Source organism: Mesorhizobium sp. Mes31, assembly GCF_024519675.1.
Taxonomy (GTDB): Bacteria; Pseudomonadota; Alphaproteobacteria; order Rhizobiales; family Rhizobiaceae; genus Mesorhizobium.
The window spans coordinates 348,898-365,291 of the sequence record NZ_JALJRL010000005.1 but is presented as its reverse complement, the minus strand read 5'-3'; the positions used below and the strand labels follow the sequence as shown (position 1 = coordinate 365,291).

19 protein-coding genes and 2 tRNA genes are annotated in these 16,394 nt (G+C 61.7%); 10 read left to right on the top strand and 11 right to left on the bottom strand.

What is annotated here, in order from left to right; all coding sequences use genetic code 11:
• Positions 1 to 215 precede the first annotated feature (215 nt).
• Positions 216 to 300 (bottom strand) — tRNA-Tyr (locus tag NR193_RS11885).
• Between the two features lie 198 nt (positions 301 to 498).
• Here NR193_RS11885 and NR193_RS11880 point away from each other — a divergent pair.
• Positions 499 to 1,347, top strand: coding sequence for an RNA methyltransferase (locus NR193_RS11880; protein ID WP_256751016.1), 849 nt, complete (start codon positions 499 to 501; stop codon positions 1,345 to 1,347).
• A 131-nt stretch (positions 1,348 to 1,478) separates the two neighbouring features.
• Here NR193_RS11880 and NR193_RS11875 read toward each other — a convergent pair whose 3' ends face one another.
• From NR193_RS11875 to gcl, 3 genes are all read right to left on the bottom strand, one after another.
• The gene (locus NR193_RS11875; RefSeq protein ID WP_256751015.1) at positions 1,479 to 2,396 is read right to left on the bottom strand and encodes a 2-hydroxy-3-oxopropionate reductase; all 918 of its coding nucleotides are present in this window, start codon (positions 2,394 to 2,396) and stop codon (positions 1,479 to 1,481) included.
• A gap of 136 nt (positions 2,397 to 2,532) precedes the next feature.
• Positions 2,533 to 3,330, bottom strand: coding sequence for a 2-oxo-tetronate isomerase (otnI, locus tag NR193_RS11870; RefSeq protein ID WP_256751014.1), 798 nt, complete (start codon positions 3,328 to 3,330; stop codon positions 2,533 to 2,535).
• A 25-nt stretch (positions 3,331 to 3,355) separates the two neighbouring features.
• Positions 3,356 to 5,137 (bottom strand): glyoxylate carboligase, encoded by a 1,782-nt coding sequence (gene gcl / locus NR193_RS11865; protein ID WP_256751013.1) that lies wholly within the window; start codon positions 5,135 to 5,137, stop codon positions 3,356 to 3,358.
• A 213-nt stretch (positions 5,138 to 5,350) separates the two neighbouring features.
• On the opposite strand from gcl, the gene bhcR reads away from it, so the two are divergent.
• A complete protein-coding gene (gene bhcR, locus NR193_RS11860; RefSeq protein WP_256751012.1) occupies positions 5,351 to 6,172 on the top strand; it encodes an HTH-type transcriptional regulator BhcR in 822 nt (273 codons plus the stop codon).
• Here the strand turns inward: bhcR and NR193_RS11855 are convergent, their stop codons facing one another.
• Positions 6,173 to 6,535: a hypothetical protein gene (locus NR193_RS11855; protein WP_375162699.1), complete on the bottom strand. Its 363-nt coding sequence runs from the start codon at positions 6,533 to 6,535 to the stop codon at positions 6,173 to 6,175.
• Between the two features lie 201 nt (positions 6,536 to 6,736).
• Between NR193_RS11855 and NR193_RS11850 the strand changes: the two genes are divergently transcribed.
• Positions 6,737 to 7,081, top strand: a complete 345-nt coding sequence (locus tag NR193_RS11850) for a hypothetical protein (protein WP_256751010.1) — start codon at positions 6,737 to 6,739, stop codon at positions 7,079 to 7,081.
• A gap of 76 nt (positions 7,082 to 7,157) precedes the next feature.
• Here the strand turns inward: NR193_RS11850 and NR193_RS11845 are convergent, their stop codons facing one another.
• From NR193_RS11845 to NR193_RS11835, 3 genes are all read right to left on the bottom strand, one after another.
• A complete protein-coding gene (locus tag NR193_RS11845) occupies positions 7,158 to 7,463 on the bottom strand; it encodes a BA14K family protein (protein WP_256751009.1) in 306 nt (101 codons plus the stop codon).
• A gap of 210 nt (positions 7,464 to 7,673) precedes the next feature.
• Complete coding sequence (locus NR193_RS11840) at positions 7,674 to 7,871, bottom strand: hypothetical protein (protein WP_256751008.1); 198 nt, start codon at positions 7,869 to 7,871, stop codon at positions 7,674 to 7,676.
• Between the two features lie 196 nt (positions 7,872 to 8,067).
• Positions 8,068 to 8,235 (bottom strand): hypothetical protein, encoded by a 168-nt coding sequence (locus NR193_RS11835; RefSeq protein ID WP_256751007.1) that lies wholly within the window; start codon positions 8,233 to 8,235, stop codon positions 8,068 to 8,070.
• A 160-nt stretch (positions 8,236 to 8,395) separates the two neighbouring features.
• On the opposite strand from NR193_RS11835, the gene NR193_RS11830 reads away from it, so the two are divergent.
• Positions 8,396 to 8,471 (top strand) — tRNA-Thr (locus NR193_RS11830).
• 16 nt (positions 8,472 to 8,487) lie between these two features.
• On the opposite strand, the gene NR193_RS11825 is transcribed toward NR193_RS11830, so the two are convergent.
• Positions 8,488 to 9,315, bottom strand: a complete 828-nt coding sequence (locus NR193_RS11825; protein ID WP_256751006.1) for a hypothetical protein — start codon at positions 9,313 to 9,315, stop codon at positions 8,488 to 8,490.
• A gap of 148 nt (positions 9,316 to 9,463) precedes the next feature.
• Here NR193_RS11825 and NR193_RS11820 point away from each other — a divergent pair, with 148 nt between their 5' ends.
• Positions 9,464 to 10,102, top strand: a complete 639-nt coding sequence (locus NR193_RS11820) for a cupin domain-containing protein (RefSeq protein WP_256751005.1) — start codon at positions 9,464 to 9,466, stop codon at positions 10,100 to 10,102.
• Positions 10,103 to 10,306: 204 nt separating this feature from the next.
• Here NR193_RS11820 and NR193_RS11815 read toward each other — a convergent pair whose 3' ends face one another.
• Both NR193_RS11815 and NR193_RS11810 read right to left on the bottom strand, forming a co-directional pair.
• A complete protein-coding gene (locus NR193_RS11815; RefSeq protein ID WP_256751004.1) occupies positions 10,307 to 10,873 on the bottom strand; it encodes a DUF2569 family protein in 567 nt (188 codons plus the stop codon).
• A gap of 127 nt (positions 10,874 to 11,000) precedes the next feature.
• Positions 11,001 to 11,615: a TetR/AcrR family transcriptional regulator gene (locus tag NR193_RS11810; RefSeq protein WP_256751003.1), complete on the bottom strand. Its 615-nt coding sequence runs from the start codon at positions 11,613 to 11,615 to the stop codon at positions 11,001 to 11,003.
• Positions 11,616 to 11,706: 91 nt separating this feature from the next.
• Here NR193_RS11810 and NR193_RS11805 point away from each other — a divergent pair, with 91 nt between their 5' ends.
• From NR193_RS11805 to NR193_RS11785, 5 genes are read left to right on the top strand one after another with little or no spacing between them, the layout of a single operon-like run.
• Entirely contained in the window at positions 11,707 to 12,792 is a 1,086-nt protein-coding gene (locus NR193_RS11805) for a spermidine/putrescine ABC transporter substrate-binding protein (RefSeq protein WP_256751002.1), read from the top strand.
• Positions 12,793 to 12,805: 13 nt separating this feature from the next.
• Positions 12,806 to 13,693 (top strand): ABC transporter permease, encoded by an 888-nt coding sequence (locus tag NR193_RS11800; RefSeq protein WP_256751001.1) that lies wholly within the window; start codon positions 12,806 to 12,808, stop codon positions 13,691 to 13,693.
• 1 nt (position 13,694) lies between these two features.
• The gene (locus NR193_RS11795) at positions 13,695 to 14,477 is read left to right on the top strand and encodes an ABC transporter permease (protein WP_256751000.1); all 783 of its coding nucleotides are present in this window, start codon (positions 13,695 to 13,697) and stop codon (positions 14,475 to 14,477) included.
• Complete coding sequence (locus tag NR193_RS11790; protein WP_256750999.1) at positions 14,474 to 15,538, top strand: ABC transporter ATP-binding protein; 1,065 nt, start codon at positions 14,474 to 14,476, stop codon at positions 15,536 to 15,538. Before NR193_RS11795 ends, NR193_RS11790 begins: the two co-directional genes overlap by 4 nt.
• A gap of 2 nt (positions 15,539 to 15,540) precedes the next feature.
• Complete coding sequence (locus NR193_RS11785) at positions 15,541 to 16,302, top strand: MBL fold metallo-hydrolase (RefSeq protein WP_256750998.1); 762 nt, start codon at positions 15,541 to 15,543, stop codon at positions 16,300 to 16,302.
• The last annotated feature ends 92 nt before the right edge of the window (positions 16,303 to 16,394 follow it).

The following is a 16,394-nucleotide window of genomic DNA, read 5'->3' as shown; positions in this document are numbered from 1 at the left end:
GCGTCATCCGCCTCACCAGCCTGCGCAGCATCGAAATCGTCAAGCAAGACGCGCTTCAAGATATGAGCGAATGAGACTGGACCTGCTGATTTACGGGAGAGCCGCGGACTGGAGACGGTGAGCAGTAGCGCCGTCGATCCACCCGTCAGGATTTCTTTCCGGGCAAGCGTCCGCTTCCATACCCGCCTCGCGTTTCAGGGCTTCCGGGCCGGCAGTGGTGGAGAGGGTTGGATTCGAACCAACGTAAGCTAAGCTAACGGATTTACAGTCCGTCCCCTTTAACCACTCGGGCACCTCTCCAGTCTGCCGCCGGAGCCATGCAACGAGGCATTCGCGCCAATTCGGACCCGAGTTGTATCTTCTCCGAAACCAGCGAAGCGCCTTATGGCGGCAAGGCTAGTGGGTGTCAACCGCGCAGCCAGGGTTTTTCGTTTCTGTTCGCCGACCGCGGCGACGGGCCATATCCTTAGCCGGAGGAGACGGCTATAGAAGCCGGTCATGAGCAACAAGATCAACACTCCCAAAGACACCCACTACGCCAATCTGCGCCGCGCTTATCGCGACGAGAAAAGCGGCGGCGCGCCGGCATTCCGGCCACGCCAGCCCGTGCCACCGGGCGAAAACGCCGCGGACGGCCTGGTGCGGCTCTACGGCCTGCACACGGTGCGGGCGGCACTCGACAATCCGCGCCGCAAGATCAGGAAGATGCTGGTGACGCGCAATGCGGCCGAGCGCCTGGAGATAGCCGATCTCGCCGCCCTGCCCTTCAAGGCGGAACTGGTCGAACCCAGGGATATCGACAAGATCACCGGCTCGGACGCCGTGCATCAGGGCGTGCTGATCGAAGCAGAGCCGCTGAAGCCCAAGCGACTTGATGCACTTGGGGACGCAAAGCTTGTTCTGGTGCTCGACCAAGTCACCGATCCGCACAATGTCGGGGCCATACTGCGTTCGGCGGTCGCCTTCGGCGCCGGCGCGCTGATCACCACGGCTCGCCACAGCCCGCAGGAATCGGGCGTGCTGGCAAAATCCGCCTCGGGTGCGCTGGAGCATATCGACCAGATCGAGGTGAAGAACCTGGCCGATGCGCTCGGGCAGTTGCACGAGGCCGGCTTCCGCACCATCGGGCTTGATTCGGATGGCCCGGCGGAACTTGAAAAGAGCTTTGCCGGAGAAAAGATCGCCCTGGTACTGGGGGCCGAGGGCAAGGGCCTGCGGCAGAAGACGCGCGAGACGGTGACGACCTTGGCGCGGCTCGACATGCCGGGCGCCATCCGTTCGCTCAACGTCTCGAACGCCGCGGCGATCGGCCTCTACGCAGCGCGGGCATTCCTGAAGCGCGGCTGAGCCGGAAGCGGCAAACCGCTTGCCGAGAACCATCTCCAGACGAAAAACGGGTTCCGGCGACAGACGCAGGAACCCGTTCTCCTACAGGGAAGGGTCGGCGGCTTGGGAACGTTGCGCCGCCTTCTCCCGACCTATGCCGCTTTGCCTTTGACTTCTGCTGCGTCGCCGCCGACCTCGAAATTGGCCATCCGCTCCAGCGCGCGAACCAGCGCGGAGTGATCCTCCTTCGCACCGCCATTGGCGGCGCAGGAATTGAACAGCTGCTGGGTGGTCGAGGTGTTGGGCAGCGACACGCCGAGCGCTTTCGCACCCTCCAGCGCGAGGTTGAGATCCTTCTGGTGCAGTTCGATGCGGAAGCCCGGCGCGAAGGTGCGCTTGACCATGCGCTCGCCATGCACTTCGAGAATGCGCGAGGCCGCCAGCCCGCCCATCAGCGCCTGCCTGACCTTGGCTGGATCGGCGCCGGCTTTCGACGCGAAAACAAGAGCTTCGGCGACGGCTTCAATGGTGAGTGCAACGATGATCTGGTTGGCCACCTTGGTGGTCTGGCCAACGCCGTTCGGTCCGACCAAAGTGATGTTCTTGCCCATCTTCTCGAAGACGGGTTTGGCACGCTCGAACGCCCTTTCCTCGCCGCCGACCATGATGGTCAGCGATGCCGCCTTGGCGCCGACCTCGCCGCCCGAGACCGGCGCGTCGAGATAGTCGCAACCCAGGTCGTTGATCCTTTTGGCGAAGGTCTTAGTCTCGATCGGCGAGATGGAGCTCATGTCGATGACCAGCTTGCCCTTGGACAGGCCGGACGCGGCGCCGTTCTCGCCGAACAGCACCTCGGCCACCTGCGGTGTGTCGGGCACCATGGTGATGATGATGTCCGCCGCTTTCGCCACGGCGGCATGGCCGGCGACTGACTTCAGGCCCTTGGCGACGAGATCAGCCGGCGGCTTGGAGCGGTGATCGCTGGCAATGACCTTGTAGCCCGCGTCCAGCAAATGCCCCGCCATCGGCGCGCCCATGATGCCGAGGCCGATGAAGCCGATGGTTTCCATAGTTTTTCTCCAGAAAGTCTCTGTTCGAATGTTCTTCGACGTTAGCGCTGCCCCTCATCCGCCTGCCGGCACCTTCTCCCCGTATAGGGACGGGGGAGAAGGAAAGTATTCCAACGCTGGCGCCCCCTCCCAGCAGTTAAGCCGCCGCGCTGCCCTGCCCGGTCAACTCCCTGAACCAACCCAGCCCGGCCTCGGTGCCCGCCTTCGGCTTGTATTCCGCTCCGACCCAGCCGGAATAACCGATGCGATCGATGTGATCGTAGAGGAAGGGATAGTTGATCTCGCCCGTCCCCGGCTCGTGACGGCCGGGATTGTCCGCAAGCTGGATATGCGCGATGCGGCCGAGGTTTGCCTCGATGGTACGGGCGAGATCCCCCTCCATGATCTGCATGTGATAGATGTCGTATTGCAGGAACAGGTTCTTCGACCCGACGCGTTCGATGAGCGCCAGCGCCTGATCCGAATAGTTGAGGAAGAAGCCCGGAATATCGCGCGTGTTGATCGGCTCGATCAGCAGCCTGATGCCGGCCTGCTCCAGCTTCTCAGCCGCGAAGGCGAGGTTTTCGGCAAAGACATCCTCAAGCACCTTGCGGTCGACACCCGCTGGCGCGATGCCGGCCAGGCAGTTGACCTGCTGGCAGCCGAGCGCCTGCGCGTAGGTGATCGCCTTGGCGATGCCCTGGCGGAATTCAGGCACGCGATCCGGCAGCACGGCGATGCCACGCTCGCCCTTGCCCCAGTCGCCTATGGGCAGATTGAACAGCACCTGCGTCAGGCCGTTCTTCTTCAACCGCGCCGCGACGATGTCGGGCGCATGATCATACGGGCCGATATATTCGACTCCCTTGAAGCCGGCGCGGGCGGCGGCATCGAAGCGGTCGAGGAAGTCATGCTCGCCAAAGAGCATGGAAAGATTGGCTGAAAACCGTGGCATAGTGCAATTTTCCTCACAAGATGAATCAGTCGAGCATGACGATCGACGTCGGCGCATCTTCGTGGCTTTCGGCAAGTTCCTCGAATTCGGTGACCTTGTCGATCTCGGTGCCCATGGAGATGTTGGTGACGCGTTCGAGAATGAATTCGAGCACGACCGGAACCTGATGCTCTTTCATCAGCCGCTGCGCCTCCTTGAAGGCGGCGGCGAATTCCTCGGGCTTGCGCACCCTGACCGCCTTGCAGCCCATCGCTTCGGCCACCGCAACGTGGTCGACGCCATAGCCGGCCTCGGGATCGTTGGCGCGGTTGATGTTCTCGAAGGCGAGGCTGACCTCGAAATCCATCGAGAAGCCGCGCTGCGCCTGGCGGATCAGGCCGAGATAGGCGTTGTTCACGACGACATGGAGGTAGGGCAGCTTGTGCTGTGCGCCGACCGCCAGTTCCTCGATCATGAACTGGAAATCATAGTCGCCCGACAGCGCCACGATGGTGCGGTCGGGATCGGCGGCGCGAACGCCAAGTGCCGCCGGCAAGGTCCAGCCGAGCGGGCCGGCCTGGCCGCAATTGATCCAGTTACGCGGCTTGTAGACATGCAGGAACTGCGCACCGGCGATCTGCGACAGGCCGATGGTGGTGACATAGGTGACGTCGCGGCCGAACGCCCTGTTCATCTCCTCGTAGACACGCTGCGGCTTCAGCGGCACCTGGTCGAAATGCGTCTTGCGCTTCATCGTCTTCTTGCGGGCCTGGCACTCCTTCGCCCAGCCGGACCAGTCGCGCAGTTTGCCCGCCGTCTTCCATTCGGTGGCGACGTCGAGCAGCATCTTCAGCGCGGCACCCGCATCCGAGACCACGCCGAGGTCCGGCGCGAAGACCCGGCCGATCTGCGTCGGCTCGATGTCGACATGGATGAACTTCTTGCCCCTGGTGTAGACATCGACCGATCCGGTGTGGCGGTTGGCCCAGCGGTTGCCGATGCCGAAGACGAAGTCGGCTTCCAGCATCGTCGCATTGCCATAGCGATGCGACGTCTGCAGCCCGCACATGCCGGCCATCAGCCGGTGATCGTCGGGGATCGCGCCCCAGCCCATCAAGGTCGGAATGACCGGCACGCCGGAAATTTCGGCGAATTCGATGAGCAGATCCGACGCATCGGCATTGATGATGCCGCCGCCGGCGACGGTCAACGGCTTTTCGGCCGCGTTGAGCATCGCCAGCGCCTTTTCGGCCTGCGCGCGCGTCATCGCCGGCTTGAACGGCACCAGCGGCTCATAGGCGTCGATGTCGAACTCGATCTCGGCCAGTTGGACATCGACCGGCAGGTCGATCAGCACCGGCCCCGGCCGCGACGAGCGCATCAGATGGAACGCCTTCTGCAGCGCCATCGGCACCAGATAGGGTTCCATGACGGTGACCGCCCATTTGGCGACAGGCGAAGCGATGGCGGCGATGTCGACGGCCTGGAAATCCTCCTTGTTCAGCCGCGCGCGTGGCGCCTGGCCGGTGATGCACAGGATCGGGATGGAATCCGCCGCGGCCGAGTAAAGCCCGGTGATCATGTCGGTGCCGGCCGGGCCCGAGGTGCCGATGCAGAGCCCGATATTGCCTGATCTGGCGCGGGTGTAGCCTTCCGCCATGTGCGAGGCGCCCTCGACATGACGGGCAAGGATATGGCGGATCGTTCCCCTCGCCTTCAGCGCCGAGTAAAGCGGATTGATCGCCGCGCCCGGCACGCCGAACGCGCAGGAAATACCTTCCTTTTCGAGAACGAGAACCGCGGCATCGACAGCGCGCATCCTGGCCATTTTCCAGCCCTCCACAGGGTTTGTCATTGTTGGATGGCCGATGATGTCAGCAGTCAGGCCATTTTTCAATTTTTTCAGAATATTTTTTCATTTCTAGAAAACGACGCCTATGCTCTGATTTTATTCGATTTTTGGTTTTCCAAGATTTTCTCCCATTGCCCGAATGAAAAACTTTTTCATTGCTTGTTTGGCGAAATCGGCAAGAATGGTGGCATGGAAACAACCGAGAAACGCCAGCGCGGCCGGCCGCGCGCCTTCAACGGGCCTTCCGAGACCAATTCGGTGCAGTCGCTCGATCGGGCCTTGCGCATCCTGGCCATTGTCGCGGAGGGCAGCGGCCTGTCGCTGAGCGAGATTGCCGCGCAGAGCGGCCTCGCCGCCTCCACCGCCTACCGCATGCTGACGACGCTCCAAAACCACGGCATGGTGGAATTCGACACCAGCGACCAGTTGTGGTCGATCGGTGTCGAGACCTACCGCATGGGGGCTGCGTTCCTGCGCCGCCGCAAGCTGGTCGACCGCGCCCGCATCGTCATGCAAGAACTAATGGAAAGGACGGGCGAGACCGCCAATCTCGGCGTCGCCGAGGATGATTGCGTGGTGTTCGTCAGTCAGGTCGAGACGCACCAGGCGATCCGCGCCTTCTTCCGGCCGGGCACGCGCAGCCCGTTCCATGCTTCCGGCATCGGCAAGGCGGTGCTGGCGCATCTCGAGCCGGAACGTGTCGGAACCATCCTGCGCAAGGCCGGGCTGCAGCGCTTCACCGACAAGACGCTTTCCGACATTTCCGCTCTTGCCCACGATTTGGCGACGATCAAGCTGCGCGGCTGGTCTGTGGACGACGAGGAGCGGCACCCCGGCATGCGCTGCGTGGCCGCCGCCATCTTCAATGAATTCGGCGAGCCGATCGGCGGCGTTTCGGTGTCGGGACCAACGGTTCGGGTGACACCGGAGCGGCTGGCCGAGATCGGGCCGCTGGTGCAGGACGCGGCGGCGGCGGTGACGAAGATGATCGGCGGCGTCAGGCTGACCTGACTAAGCCCCGGGCAGTGCACTCTTGGTCGCAATATCGAAGAAATCCAGCAGAATCGCCAAGCCGACACCGCAGGCGGTGAAGACGAGGCCGGCGATGAAGATACGGTTGGCGCGCTCATAGACGCGCCGCTGCAGGGATTTTATGTCGAGCAGCAACGACAGCGCCCGCATCTGCAACGCGATGCCGACCAGGATCGGCAGGACGGCGACAAGATGGTAGGTCTGCCACGGGATCGGGTTGGCCGCCCAATGCGTGACGAAGCCCAGCGAGAACGCCAGCAGGATGCCGACGGTGGTGACCGTGCCATTGCGGAAAACCGGCTCGATCAGGTCTTCCTTCGGGTCCTGATTGTCCAAAACCACCCTCCTCCAGGGCCATTGGAGTAGACTAGACGCTCCGAAAATCGCTGTATAGCGCCCGCTACATGGGATTTCACCGTCTTGCCGTGGCGTTCGAATGCATGTGAAAGGGCACGGATGAGGAATACGGCTCAGCTTCTGCTTGCCGCTTCACTTTGCGGATGCGTAACGACAGCGCCCAAACCCGATCCCGGCGACCAGCACGTGAAACCCATCCCGATCTCGCTCGCCTTGGAGGAGATCATCACGACCGGCATTCGTCAGCGGCTGCAGGACCCTGCCTCCGCGAGGTTCGGAACGATGCTTGCCGGCGAGCGGACCCTCGGCGGCCGCCAGGAGATCGTGGTCTGCGGCCACGTCATCGTCAAGAAGTCTTCCGGCGGCTATGGAACCGACGAACCTTTCGCCGCCAAGATCTATCCAGATGCGGGAAGTACCTTCGAGCTCGTCGCGATAGGTAATGAACCGCCGAATAGGAGCCTCATCGGCGACACCTGCCGTGCGGCCGGATTGGCGATCCAGGACTCCGAGCCGAAGGCTGATCTCTGAACGCGGTCTTCCGGCGTTCGAACGAAAGAAAAGGGGCTGCGTACAGCCCCTGTTTCCTGTGTTGGTGCACCTCCGCTCAAAGCCGGCAGTAGTGGCGATAGCCATCGTAGCCGATGTAGGTATCGGAGTCCGGATCGTAGCTCGAATAGCGATCGAAGCAGCGGCGGACATGCCATGAGCCGCCGTCTTCGTCGACATAGACGGTGCGCGGCTGTTGCTGGGCGAGCAGGCTGCCCAGGACAAACCCGCCGACGCCGGCGGCGATGCCAATGCCAAGGTCGTGGTGATGCGAATGAGCTGCCGAGGGCTGGACGGTGCCGACCAACGTGGTGGCGGCGACGGTGGTGGCGATGAGGCCGGAAACGAGTGTGCGCTTGAACATGATGATCTCCTTGCTTCGTTGACCGAGGCGATCCATCCGCCTCTTGATGATCTGTCGTTGCGGGCAAGAAAAAGGTTCGAATCTTTTTTTGATTTCTTGGCGCGACCTTCCTGCCCGACATTTCCAACGTCGCCCCATCGATCGCAAAGGACGCATCACACGCAAAAAGGGCGGCCGAAGCCGCCCTTTTGGGAGAATGGGGTCCCTCCATCAAAGGAAAATGATCACCTTGCCATGGCCGTGGTGATGATGATGGTTGTGGTACCACCACCAGTGCTTCTTGAAATGGTGATGATGATGGTGGTGATGATGCATGCCGTGGGCCGACGACGTGCCGACAGTGCCGGCGAGCGCGCCGGTGGCGACGAAGATGGCGACGAGGCCCGATGTAAGAGTGCGCTTGAACATGATGATCTCCTGGATCCTTGATCGAGGCGACCCATTCGCCTCTGGAGATCAGTCGGCGCGGCACGGGAAAAGGTTCGAAAGGTCGAGGAGATTTTTTGTGAGACGGCCCAGCGCACGAGCGAGTAGCGAAAGGCAGGAACACCGAGTGCCCAGTCACCACTGGCTATCCCTATCCCTATTCCCTATTCACCCTCTCTCACCCCATGCCGGTGATATGGCGAAGCCAGAAGGCCAGCGCGATGAAGCCGATGATGGTGGTCACGCCGGTCCAGTCGACATTGGCCTTCTTCACATCGTTGATGAGCTTCACCAGCAGCATCCAGGCGATGACGACGATTGGGAGAATGATGACAAATCTGATCATGTGACACCCCAGTTCGAAGCGATTGCACCTTGCCCATATGTAGGAAGCGATTTGGCGGTTTTCAGGATGCCCCTCCCCTACGGCCCATCCGACATGCCGGGTAACCGAAAACGGAGTTTTGTCTTTACTGGCGCAACAAATATGCTAACCGGAGCGCCGTGCCCTTGTAGCTCAGCTGGTAGAGCAGCGGTTTTGTAAACCGAAGGTCGGCGGTTCGATTCCGTCCGGGGGCACCAGTTCGCAGCTAAAGCGTCATATGAAGCTTGCAACAGCGAGCCAAAGGAACATCTGCGAAATCGTAGTGAGCAGCATGTCAATGACCACGAGGCAGCGGCCATGACGCGTAAGAAATTCACGCACGCGCGGATAGCGCGACGCCAATGGCGACAGTCCGACCACGGCAAAGCTCAAACCGTTCAAGCAAAAAATCAGCAGAGACACGGTCAGCGTTGAGTAGTCTGACTGCGTTTGGATGCCCGTCAGCGGGGTTCCGGCCGCAAGCGCCAGAACAAGCACCGTGCCGATCCCGAACAGGACATAGCTTTCCTTGAAGGTGATCAGCCCAAGGGAGTCAGCAACCATGGCGATAACCAGTGTACCCGATAGCAGCGAGAGCGGAAGAACGAATGCCAAAATGCTTGCGGGCACCATCAGGCCGTGCATTTGCAGCAGCGGCATCAGTGCAAACCAGGACAGAAAGATGGTTCGGTATTCCATGGTGGACGCAAGGCTGAAATGCACTCGGTAGACGATTTCGCCATTGCTTTCATGAGAAGGTATGTAGGAGAGCAGGAAGGCATTGCTGATGTAGAAGATGAAGGAGACAAAGAACATCACTACGACGGTGTCCATTGCCGCCGCGGAGAGACCAGGCTGGCTACGGGCAAGGCCAACAAGGATGACGATTCCAGTGATGGAAAACCCGGCAAGGCCGCCCATAATGGGAACGTGCTGCTTGGCCATGTCGTAGAGATTCCAGGGTGGCGGAGTGAGGCGAGGCTCACCTCGCCTGGCTACGGCAAGGGCGGCGGCGACGCCGACTGCAGACGACGCGACAAACCCAAGAACGATCCACCACATGTCACCTACCCTCCTCGGTGAATGCCGACAGCGCGTTCGCGCCTTACGCTTTTTGAGGGACAAGCTTATAGTAAATCTCGCGAAAACGCTGCAGCCACTGAGATCTCTGGACTTTGACGTCCCGATATTCTGAAATACGAGATGATCCATGTCACGCTGTGGAGATGTCTACGAGAACAAGGTGACTGGTGAATTCGCCGTGATCCTGCGTGGCACCGAAGACCGCGGCCATGGACCTGGCATTGTTCATTTGACCGCTCGGCCGGGCGCCGCCGTCGTTGGCGAGCACTTCCATCCGAACATGATTGAACGGTTTACCGTCTTCAGCGGCCGGCTCGATGCCTCCATCGCCGGGAAGACATTTTCTCTGGGACCCGGCCAATCCGCAACGGTGGAGTCTGGCGTGGTGCACGATTGGTGGAACGGCAGCAAAACCGACGAGGCGCACGTCCTGATTGAAATCGAACGGGCGCCCGGCGCGGACCACATTGATCCGAACCGGTTCGAGCTGCTGATCGGCATGCTCTTCGGGCTCGCCAATGCTGGCCAGGTGGACAAAAAAGGCAGACCCTTCCTGCTTCAGACGGCAGTCATCGCCAGGGAATTTGCGGACGTGATCGTCTTCACGCAACCTCCGCCCGCGATTCAGCGGGTGGCGCTCGCAATCCTGGCACCGCTCGCCAGTCTGCTTGGCTACCGGGCGATCGATTCTGCCTTCTGCAGGCCGCACGCCCATGTCACGCCGGCGCCCGAAATCCTCGCTTTCGCAGGCCTTCCGCCGGCCTGATCCCGATGTCGCAGGGAGGCCCGCGCCTCGCCGTCCAGCGGCCGGGCGACAAACTTCAGTCGCTCTTCCATGACGTTACACCCCTTCCAAGGCACCTTGCTCTCCTTGCAAAGGGCCGAAAGTGTAACCCATCTATCCAGAATAACGATGTAACCCATCTCTCGGGCAGCTGATATGCGAATATTTGGACTGCGGACGCCTCTTTCAGGCGCTCGCGACTTGTCCGGATGCGCTCGCCCTGTCGAACGTGTTCCTCACCCTGACCGACTTGTAGACATAGGCGGCCCAGATGCCGGTCACCACGAACGAGGCTATGGGAGCCACCAGTGCATCGCCTGCCAGCACCTGATTCACCGAGACGCCAAGGACGGTCGAAATCCACACCGTGTCCAGGATAAACACGACAGGGATCGCAAGCCACTGGTATAGAAACAACTGCGGAAATCGATGGCTTCGCCTGAGCATCGCAACGAGCACAACCAGCTGAAGCGCCAAGAATGCCAGATCGAGGGCAACCTCGCCATACACCGCCAAGGTCCCATTTGGCAGAGTCATGAGCTGTTGATAGCCTTCGACCGAATTGCCCAATTCGGCGAGTGTGCGCAGCGGCGACAATGCCTGACCGATCGCCAGCAACATCAGCCAGCCGCCGAAGCCCACAAGAGCCTCAGGATTCTGTGACGGCTTCGCGGCTGATCGAACAGCAAAGAAAACAGGCACGCCGATCACCAGCAGCACTATCGCCCAATGCCAGATTGAAAACGTTCCCATTTACCCCTCCCCCTTTTTATGCCCCTCTAAGTTGTATCAGATTTCAAATTCAACTCAAGAGGTGGGCCTCGTATGAAACGACGTCTGATGCCGAAGCGGCGATTTCTCCTGTCCTCTCCTGACTCCCTCACGCCCCGATCGCCGCCACCAGTATACGGTTCTGTCGTCGTATCGCCGCGCGTAGCTCCGGTATCCTGGCCTCGTCGCGTTTCACGAACTCGATGAACATCATGTTCATGTTGTTGAAGATCAGTTCGCCAAGCGCCTGTCCGTCGATATCCTGCTTCACGAGGCCGAGCCCCTGCAGGCGGGCGATCAGCGCGCGGATCTGTTCGGTCAATGAGCGGTCGAGCGCGGTGTAGGCCTGGCCGAACGGGCCGTCGGGAAGTTGCGTCGAGATCGCCATCGCCTGCCGCCACATCTCCTTGCTGAGATAGTGCAGCGAGTGCTCGATATAGATGCCGAGCAGCGTATCCAGCGCGTCGCCGACATTGGCCGGCGGGTTGGCAACGACGCCGCGCCCGGCATTGAGCACCTCGTTGACCTCCAGCGAGACGATGGCGCCGAGGATGTCGCCCTTGTTCTGGTAGTAATTGTAGATCGTGCCGACCGAGACCTCGGCCTGGCCGGCGATCGCCTCGATCTTGGCGCCCTCATAGCCGGCCTCGCGAAAAAGCTCCGCCGCCGCCTCAATGATGCGGCGGTGCCGGTCCGCCTTTTGCCTTGCCCGCAATCCGCTCATATCAGCCTCTTGCCATAAAAACAGAATTGACTCAATTTTAGAATTGGTTCAATTTTTTGCAAGAAGCCACAAAGGCAAGGGAGAACACTCGATGTCCATGAAATCCGCATCCAGGAATCCGCTTTCCATCCTGAAGAGCCATCTGCACGCCGCGTGCGCCGCCACGGCACTGCTGCTCGCGACGGGCGCCCAGGCCGCCGATCTCAACGCGCTGATCTGGTGCGACCACTCCGATCCGGCATTGCTGCAGCCTTTCGAGGAGGCCAACAACGTCAAGGTCAACGTCAAGGAATTCGAGGGCACCGGCGCAGGCCTTGCCATCGTCGAGCAGTCGCAGCCAGGCGACTGGGACGTGATGGTGATCGATAGCATCGATGTGCCGCGCGGCGTCGAGAAAGGCCTGTTCGAGCCGCTTCCGGAAGACAAATTGCCCGTTGGCGACCTGTTTCCGCAGGTGAAGATGGACGGTTCCACCGTGGTCGGCGGCAAGCGCTACGGCATCACCGAAAAGTTCGGATACAACACGATCGGCTACAACAAGACCAAGGTCGACCCGGCCGACATGCAGTCAATGGCCGCGCTCACCGGCGACAAGTACAAGGGCAAGGTCGCCATCTATGACTATTACCTGCCGGTCATCGGCATGGCCGCGCTCGCCATCGGCAAGAAGACGGCCGATCTCACCGAAGCCGACCTGCCCGCCATCAAGGCCGAGCTTCTCAAGATGAAGGCCAATGCCAAGCTGGTCGGCGAAGTGACCGCCAGTCAGACGGCGCTGGCCACCGGCGAGGTCGACATCCTTGTCGGCGGCGGTGAGTGGGTAACGGCGGGGCTGGCCAAGGAGAACCCGGCGCTGGATTTCTCCATTCCCAAAGAAGGCGCCGTGCTGTGGTCGCAGTCGCTTGCCATGTTCAAGGATTCCAAGAACAAGGACATGGCGCTGAAATTCATCCAGTACATCATGAGCCCGGAAGGCCAGGCGCGGCTTGCCACCTCGTCCTGCTACTGGGGCATGCCCGCCAACACCAAGGCGGCGCTGACCGACGACCAGAAGAAGATCCTGCGTTTCGACGAGCAGCCGGGCTTCCTCGCCCGCGCCCAGGCCTATCCGGCGCCGAATGCCGATCTCGACAAGAAGATGCAGGACATGTGGACCGAAATGCTGCAGGCGAAGTGAGCGACTGCCGCTGATGAGCAAAGCTGGAAACAACGGTCGCGCCCTGCCCCGGGCGGGCCGTACCCTGCCCCGGGCGGGCCTTGCCCTGCCCTGGGCGCTGGTCACGCCGGCGCTCGGCTGGACTCTGCTGTTCTTCGTCCTGCCTTTCATCGCCATGGGATTTTCCAGCCTCACAGCGCATGAGGGCGGCGGCTTCACGCTGACGAACTACAGCCAGTTCTTCACCAACCCGTCCTATTGGCAGGCGATGGTGAACTCGCTTGAGGTGACGGCGATCGTCACCGTGGTCTCGGTGCTGCTCGCCTATCCCTTCGCCTGGATCCTCGCCGAACAGGTGCCGGAACGCTGGCAGCGGCTGGCGCTGATGCTGGCCGTGCTGCCGTTCTGGACCTCGTATGTGGTGCGCTCCTACTCCTGGCTGCTGGTGCTGGCGCAGAACGGCGTCATCAATCGAGCCCTGACCGGCTCCGGCCTGTTCAGCGAACCAGTGCAACTCGCCAACACGCGTTTCGCCACCGTCACCGGCTTCGTGCATTTCTTCGTCATGCTTCTGACGCTGACCATCTTCGCCAACCTCAAGCAGTTGAGCCCGAGCTACCGCAAGGCCGCTGCCGATCTCGGCGCCGGGCCGGTGCGAACCTTCCTGCATGTCGTGCTGCCGCTGACCCTGCCCGGCATCATGGTCGGCGCCTTCCTCACCTTCGTGCTGTGCATCGGCGACTACATCACGCCGCAGATCCTCGGCGGCAACAACGAGCTTCTGATGCCGCAACTGGTGATGATGCAGATCGGCCGGCGCGGCGACTTTCCGCTGGCGTCGGCGCTGTCGATCATCCTGATGGCGGTGGTCACCATCGCCTACATCGCCTGCGCCCGCTGGCTCAAGATCGAGCGGGCCTGAAATGCGCAGAATTGTCCGCGTCGCTTCCTGGCTCTATGCGCTTGCCGTCTACGGCTTCATCTTCCTGCCGGTGGTGGTGCTGGTGCTGTTCTCGCTGCAGGCGACGTCGTTTCCGATCCCGCCCTTCACCGGCCCGTCGCTGCGCTGGTACGATGCCGTTCTCTCGGACCCACGACTGACCTCGGCGCTGGTCAATTCGCTGCTGGTGGCATCCATCTCGTCGCTCGCCGCCGTCACGCTCGGCTTCCTATCGGCCTGGGGCTTTGCACGCTTTGTCCTGCCAGGCTCGGGCCTGCTGCGCGGCCTGATCACGCTGCCGCTGACGGTCAGCTATCTCATCATCGGCATGGGGCTTTTGGTGCTGTTCAACTGGGCCGGCGTGCCGAAGTCGCTGCTTGCCGCAGGAATAGGCCATGTCGTGATCAACCTGCCGCTCTGCTTCGCCATCATCTACAGCCAGATGGGCGACCACCAGATCAACATCGAACGCGCTGCGCGCGATCTCGGCGCGCCGGAATGGAAGGTGCTGCTGCTGATCACCGTGCCTGTCATGGCGCCGGCCATTTTCGCCGGCTTCTTCCTGTCGATGACATTCTCCTGGGACGAGTTCGTGATTTCGTTCCTGTTAACCCGCTTCGACACGACGCTGCCGGTGGAAATCTGGAACCTGCTGCGTTCCGGCCTCAATCCCAAGACCAATGCGGTCGGCTCTCTAGTCTTTGCCGTCTCCATCATCCTGGTCGTGCTGTTTGAACTGACGTTACTGCGCAGGAGAAAAGCATGACCGCCCCCCTGGTCGACATCAGCTCCGTCTCGCATCGCTTCGGCCACCAGACGGTGCTGAAGAACGTCTCCCTGCAGATCGAGCCCGGCAGCTACACGATCCTGCTCGGGCCATCCGGATCCGGTAAGACGACGCTGCTATCCATTCTGGGCGGCTTCGTCACCCCGAGTGAAGGCAAGGTGTTCATCCGCGGCGAGGACTGCACATCGGTGCCGCCGGCAAAGCGGCCGACGACGACGGTGTTCCAGGACTATGCGCTGTTTCCGCATATGAGTGTCGGCAGCAATGTCGGCTTCGGCTTGCGCATGCAGGGCGTGGACGCAGCCACACGCGCTGTGCGGGCGCGCAAGGCGCTGGCCCTGGTTGGCCTCGCCGCCGCCTTCGACAAGAAGCCGCACCAGCTTTCCGGCGGCCAGCGGCAACGCGTGGCGCTGGCGCGTGCGCTGGTCATCGAGCCGGCGGTGCTGCTGCTCGACGAGCCTCTCGGCGCACTCGACCTCAAGCTGCGCCGGCAAATGCAGGACGAGTTGAAAGCCATCCAGAAGCGCGTCGGTACCGCTTTCATCCACGTCACCCACGACCAAGAAGAGGCGATGGCGCTTGCCGACCACTGCGTGGTGATGAACGATGGGCGCATCGAGGATGAAGGACCGCCCGAGCGCGTTTATGCGCGGCCGGCGACACGCTTTTCCGCGACCTTCATGGGCGAAAGCACGATCCTTGCCGGCACGGTCACGGGGGCCAGGAACAGGATAAGCTCTGTCGCGACGGCGGTTGGGCAAGTGTCACTGCCCGGCGCGTTGGCGGTGGGTTCGGCCGTTGCGCTGGCCATCCGGCCGGAGCATCTCGTCCTAGGCGCGACCGCGGGCACGGCAAGGCTGGGCACGGCCAGGGTGAGCGACGTCGTCTTCCAGGGCAGCTTCAAGCGCGTGCTCGCAGTTTCCGTCGAAGATCCCTCGCTGCAGTTCATCGCCAGGCAGCCCGCGACAGCCACCGTCCAGCCGGGCGACACGGTCGCGGTTTCGTGCGATACCGACGAGATCATCCTGCTGACGGATTGAACATGGGCACGCTTCCGGTCATCGACGCTCCGGACTGGTACGAGACCATCCGCATGGCCGACGGCGTGACGCTGATCCACGAGCCGTGGATCAAGCCGTTCTTCCGCTGCAACATGTGGCATGTTCGCGGCCGCGATCGCGATCTTCTCTTCGACACCGGCCTCGGCCATTTCAGCCTCAGGCGACACGTGACGCTGGTGAGCGAGCGAAAGCTCACCTGTATGGCGAGCCACACCCATTTTGACCATATCGGCTGCCATCACGAATTTCCCGACCGCTGCGTGCACCGCGCCGAAGCCGAGATCCTCGCCGATCCGCGCAACGAATGGACCGTTGCCGACCGCTATGCGAACGACGATATGTTCGATCGACTGCCGCAAGGCTGGGACACGGCGCGCTACCGGATTCTGCCGGCGCCCGCCGGCCGGCTGCTCGAGCATGGCGATGTGGTCGATCTCGGCGACCGGGCCTTCGAGGTGATCCACACGCCCGGCCATTCGCCCGGCGGCATCGCGCTCTACGAGAGGAAGACCGGCATCCTGCTCTCCGGTGACATCGTCTATGACGGCCCGCTGATCGACGACGTCTATCACTCGGATATCTCTGACTATGTCGCGACGTTGATCAGCATGCGCGACCTCGATGTCTCGATCGTGCATGGCGGCCATTTTCCGAGCTTCGGCAAGGTGCGCTACCGCCAGCTCGTCGACGAGTATCTGGCGCAAAAACGGCAGGCTGGCTGCCACCTGCGGCAGAGCCGGTAAGCGGCAGCTAATAAGCGTCCTGTCACCGCCGACCTCGTCATGATATCGTCAAAGACGAGACCGTTGATGAATTTGGGGCAAGTCGAGGCCTG

What these genes read in the sequence shown, in the direction of transcription:
- NR193_RS11880 (WP_256751016.1), top strand. Translation starts at nt 499, where the DNA reads ATGAGCAACAAGATCAACACTCCCAAAGACACCCACTACGCCAATCTG.
- NR193_RS11875 (WP_256751015.1), bottom strand. Translation starts at nt 2,396, where the DNA reads ATGGAAACCATCGGCTTCATCGGCCTCGGCATCATGGGCGCGCCGATG.
- otnI (WP_256751014.1), bottom strand. Translation starts at nt 3,330, where the DNA reads ATGCCACGGTTTTCAGCCAATCTTTCCATGCTCTTTGGCGAGCATGAC.
- gcl (WP_256751013.1), bottom strand. Translation starts at nt 5,137, where the DNA reads ATGGCCAGGATGCGCGCTGTCGATGCCGCGGTTCTCGTTCTCGAAAAG.
- bhcR (WP_256751012.1), top strand. Translation starts at nt 5,351, where the DNA reads ATGGAAACAACCGAGAAACGCCAGCGCGGCCGGCCGCGCGCCTTCAAC.
- NR193_RS11845 (WP_256751009.1), bottom strand. Translation starts at nt 7,463, where the DNA reads ATGTTCAAGCGCACACTCGTTTCCGGCCTCATCGCCACCACCGTCGCC.
- NR193_RS11840 (WP_256751008.1), bottom strand. Translation starts at nt 7,871, where the DNA reads ATGTTCAAGCGCACTCTTACATCGGGCCTCGTCGCCATCTTCGTCGCC.
- NR193_RS11835 (WP_256751007.1), bottom strand. Translation starts at nt 8,235, where the DNA reads ATGATCAGATTTGTCATCATTCTCCCAATCGTCGTCATCGCCTGGATG.
- NR193_RS11825 (WP_256751006.1), bottom strand. Translation starts at nt 9,315, where the DNA reads ATGTGGTGGATCGTTCTTGGGTTTGTCGCGTCGTCTGCAGTCGGCGTC.
- NR193_RS11820 (WP_256751005.1), top strand. Translation starts at nt 9,464, where the DNA reads ATGTCACGCTGTGGAGATGTCTACGAGAACAAGGTGACTGGTGAATTC.
- NR193_RS11815 (WP_256751004.1), bottom strand. Translation starts at nt 10,873, where the DNA reads ATGGGAACGTTTTCAATCTGGCATTGGGCGATAGTGCTGCTGGTGATC.
- NR193_RS11810 (WP_256751003.1), bottom strand. Translation starts at nt 11,615, where the DNA reads ATGAGCGGATTGCGGGCAAGGCAAAAGGCGGACCGGCACCGCCGCATC.
- NR193_RS11805 (WP_256751002.1), top strand. Translation starts at nt 11,707, where the DNA reads ATGTCCATGAAATCCGCATCCAGGAATCCGCTTTCCATCCTGAAGAGC.
- NR193_RS11800 (WP_256751001.1), top strand. Translation starts at nt 12,806, where the DNA reads ATGAGCAAAGCTGGAAACAACGGTCGCGCCCTGCCCCGGGCGGGCCGT.
- NR193_RS11795 (WP_256751000.1), top strand. Translation starts at nt 13,695, where the DNA reads ATGCGCAGAATTGTCCGCGTCGCTTCCTGGCTCTATGCGCTTGCCGTC.
- NR193_RS11790 (WP_256750999.1), top strand. Translation starts at nt 14,474, where the DNA reads ATGACCGCCCCCCTGGTCGACATCAGCTCCGTCTCGCATCGCTTCGGC.
- NR193_RS11785 (WP_256750998.1), top strand. Translation starts at nt 15,541, where the DNA reads ATGGGCACGCTTCCGGTCATCGACGCTCCGGACTGGTACGAGACCATC.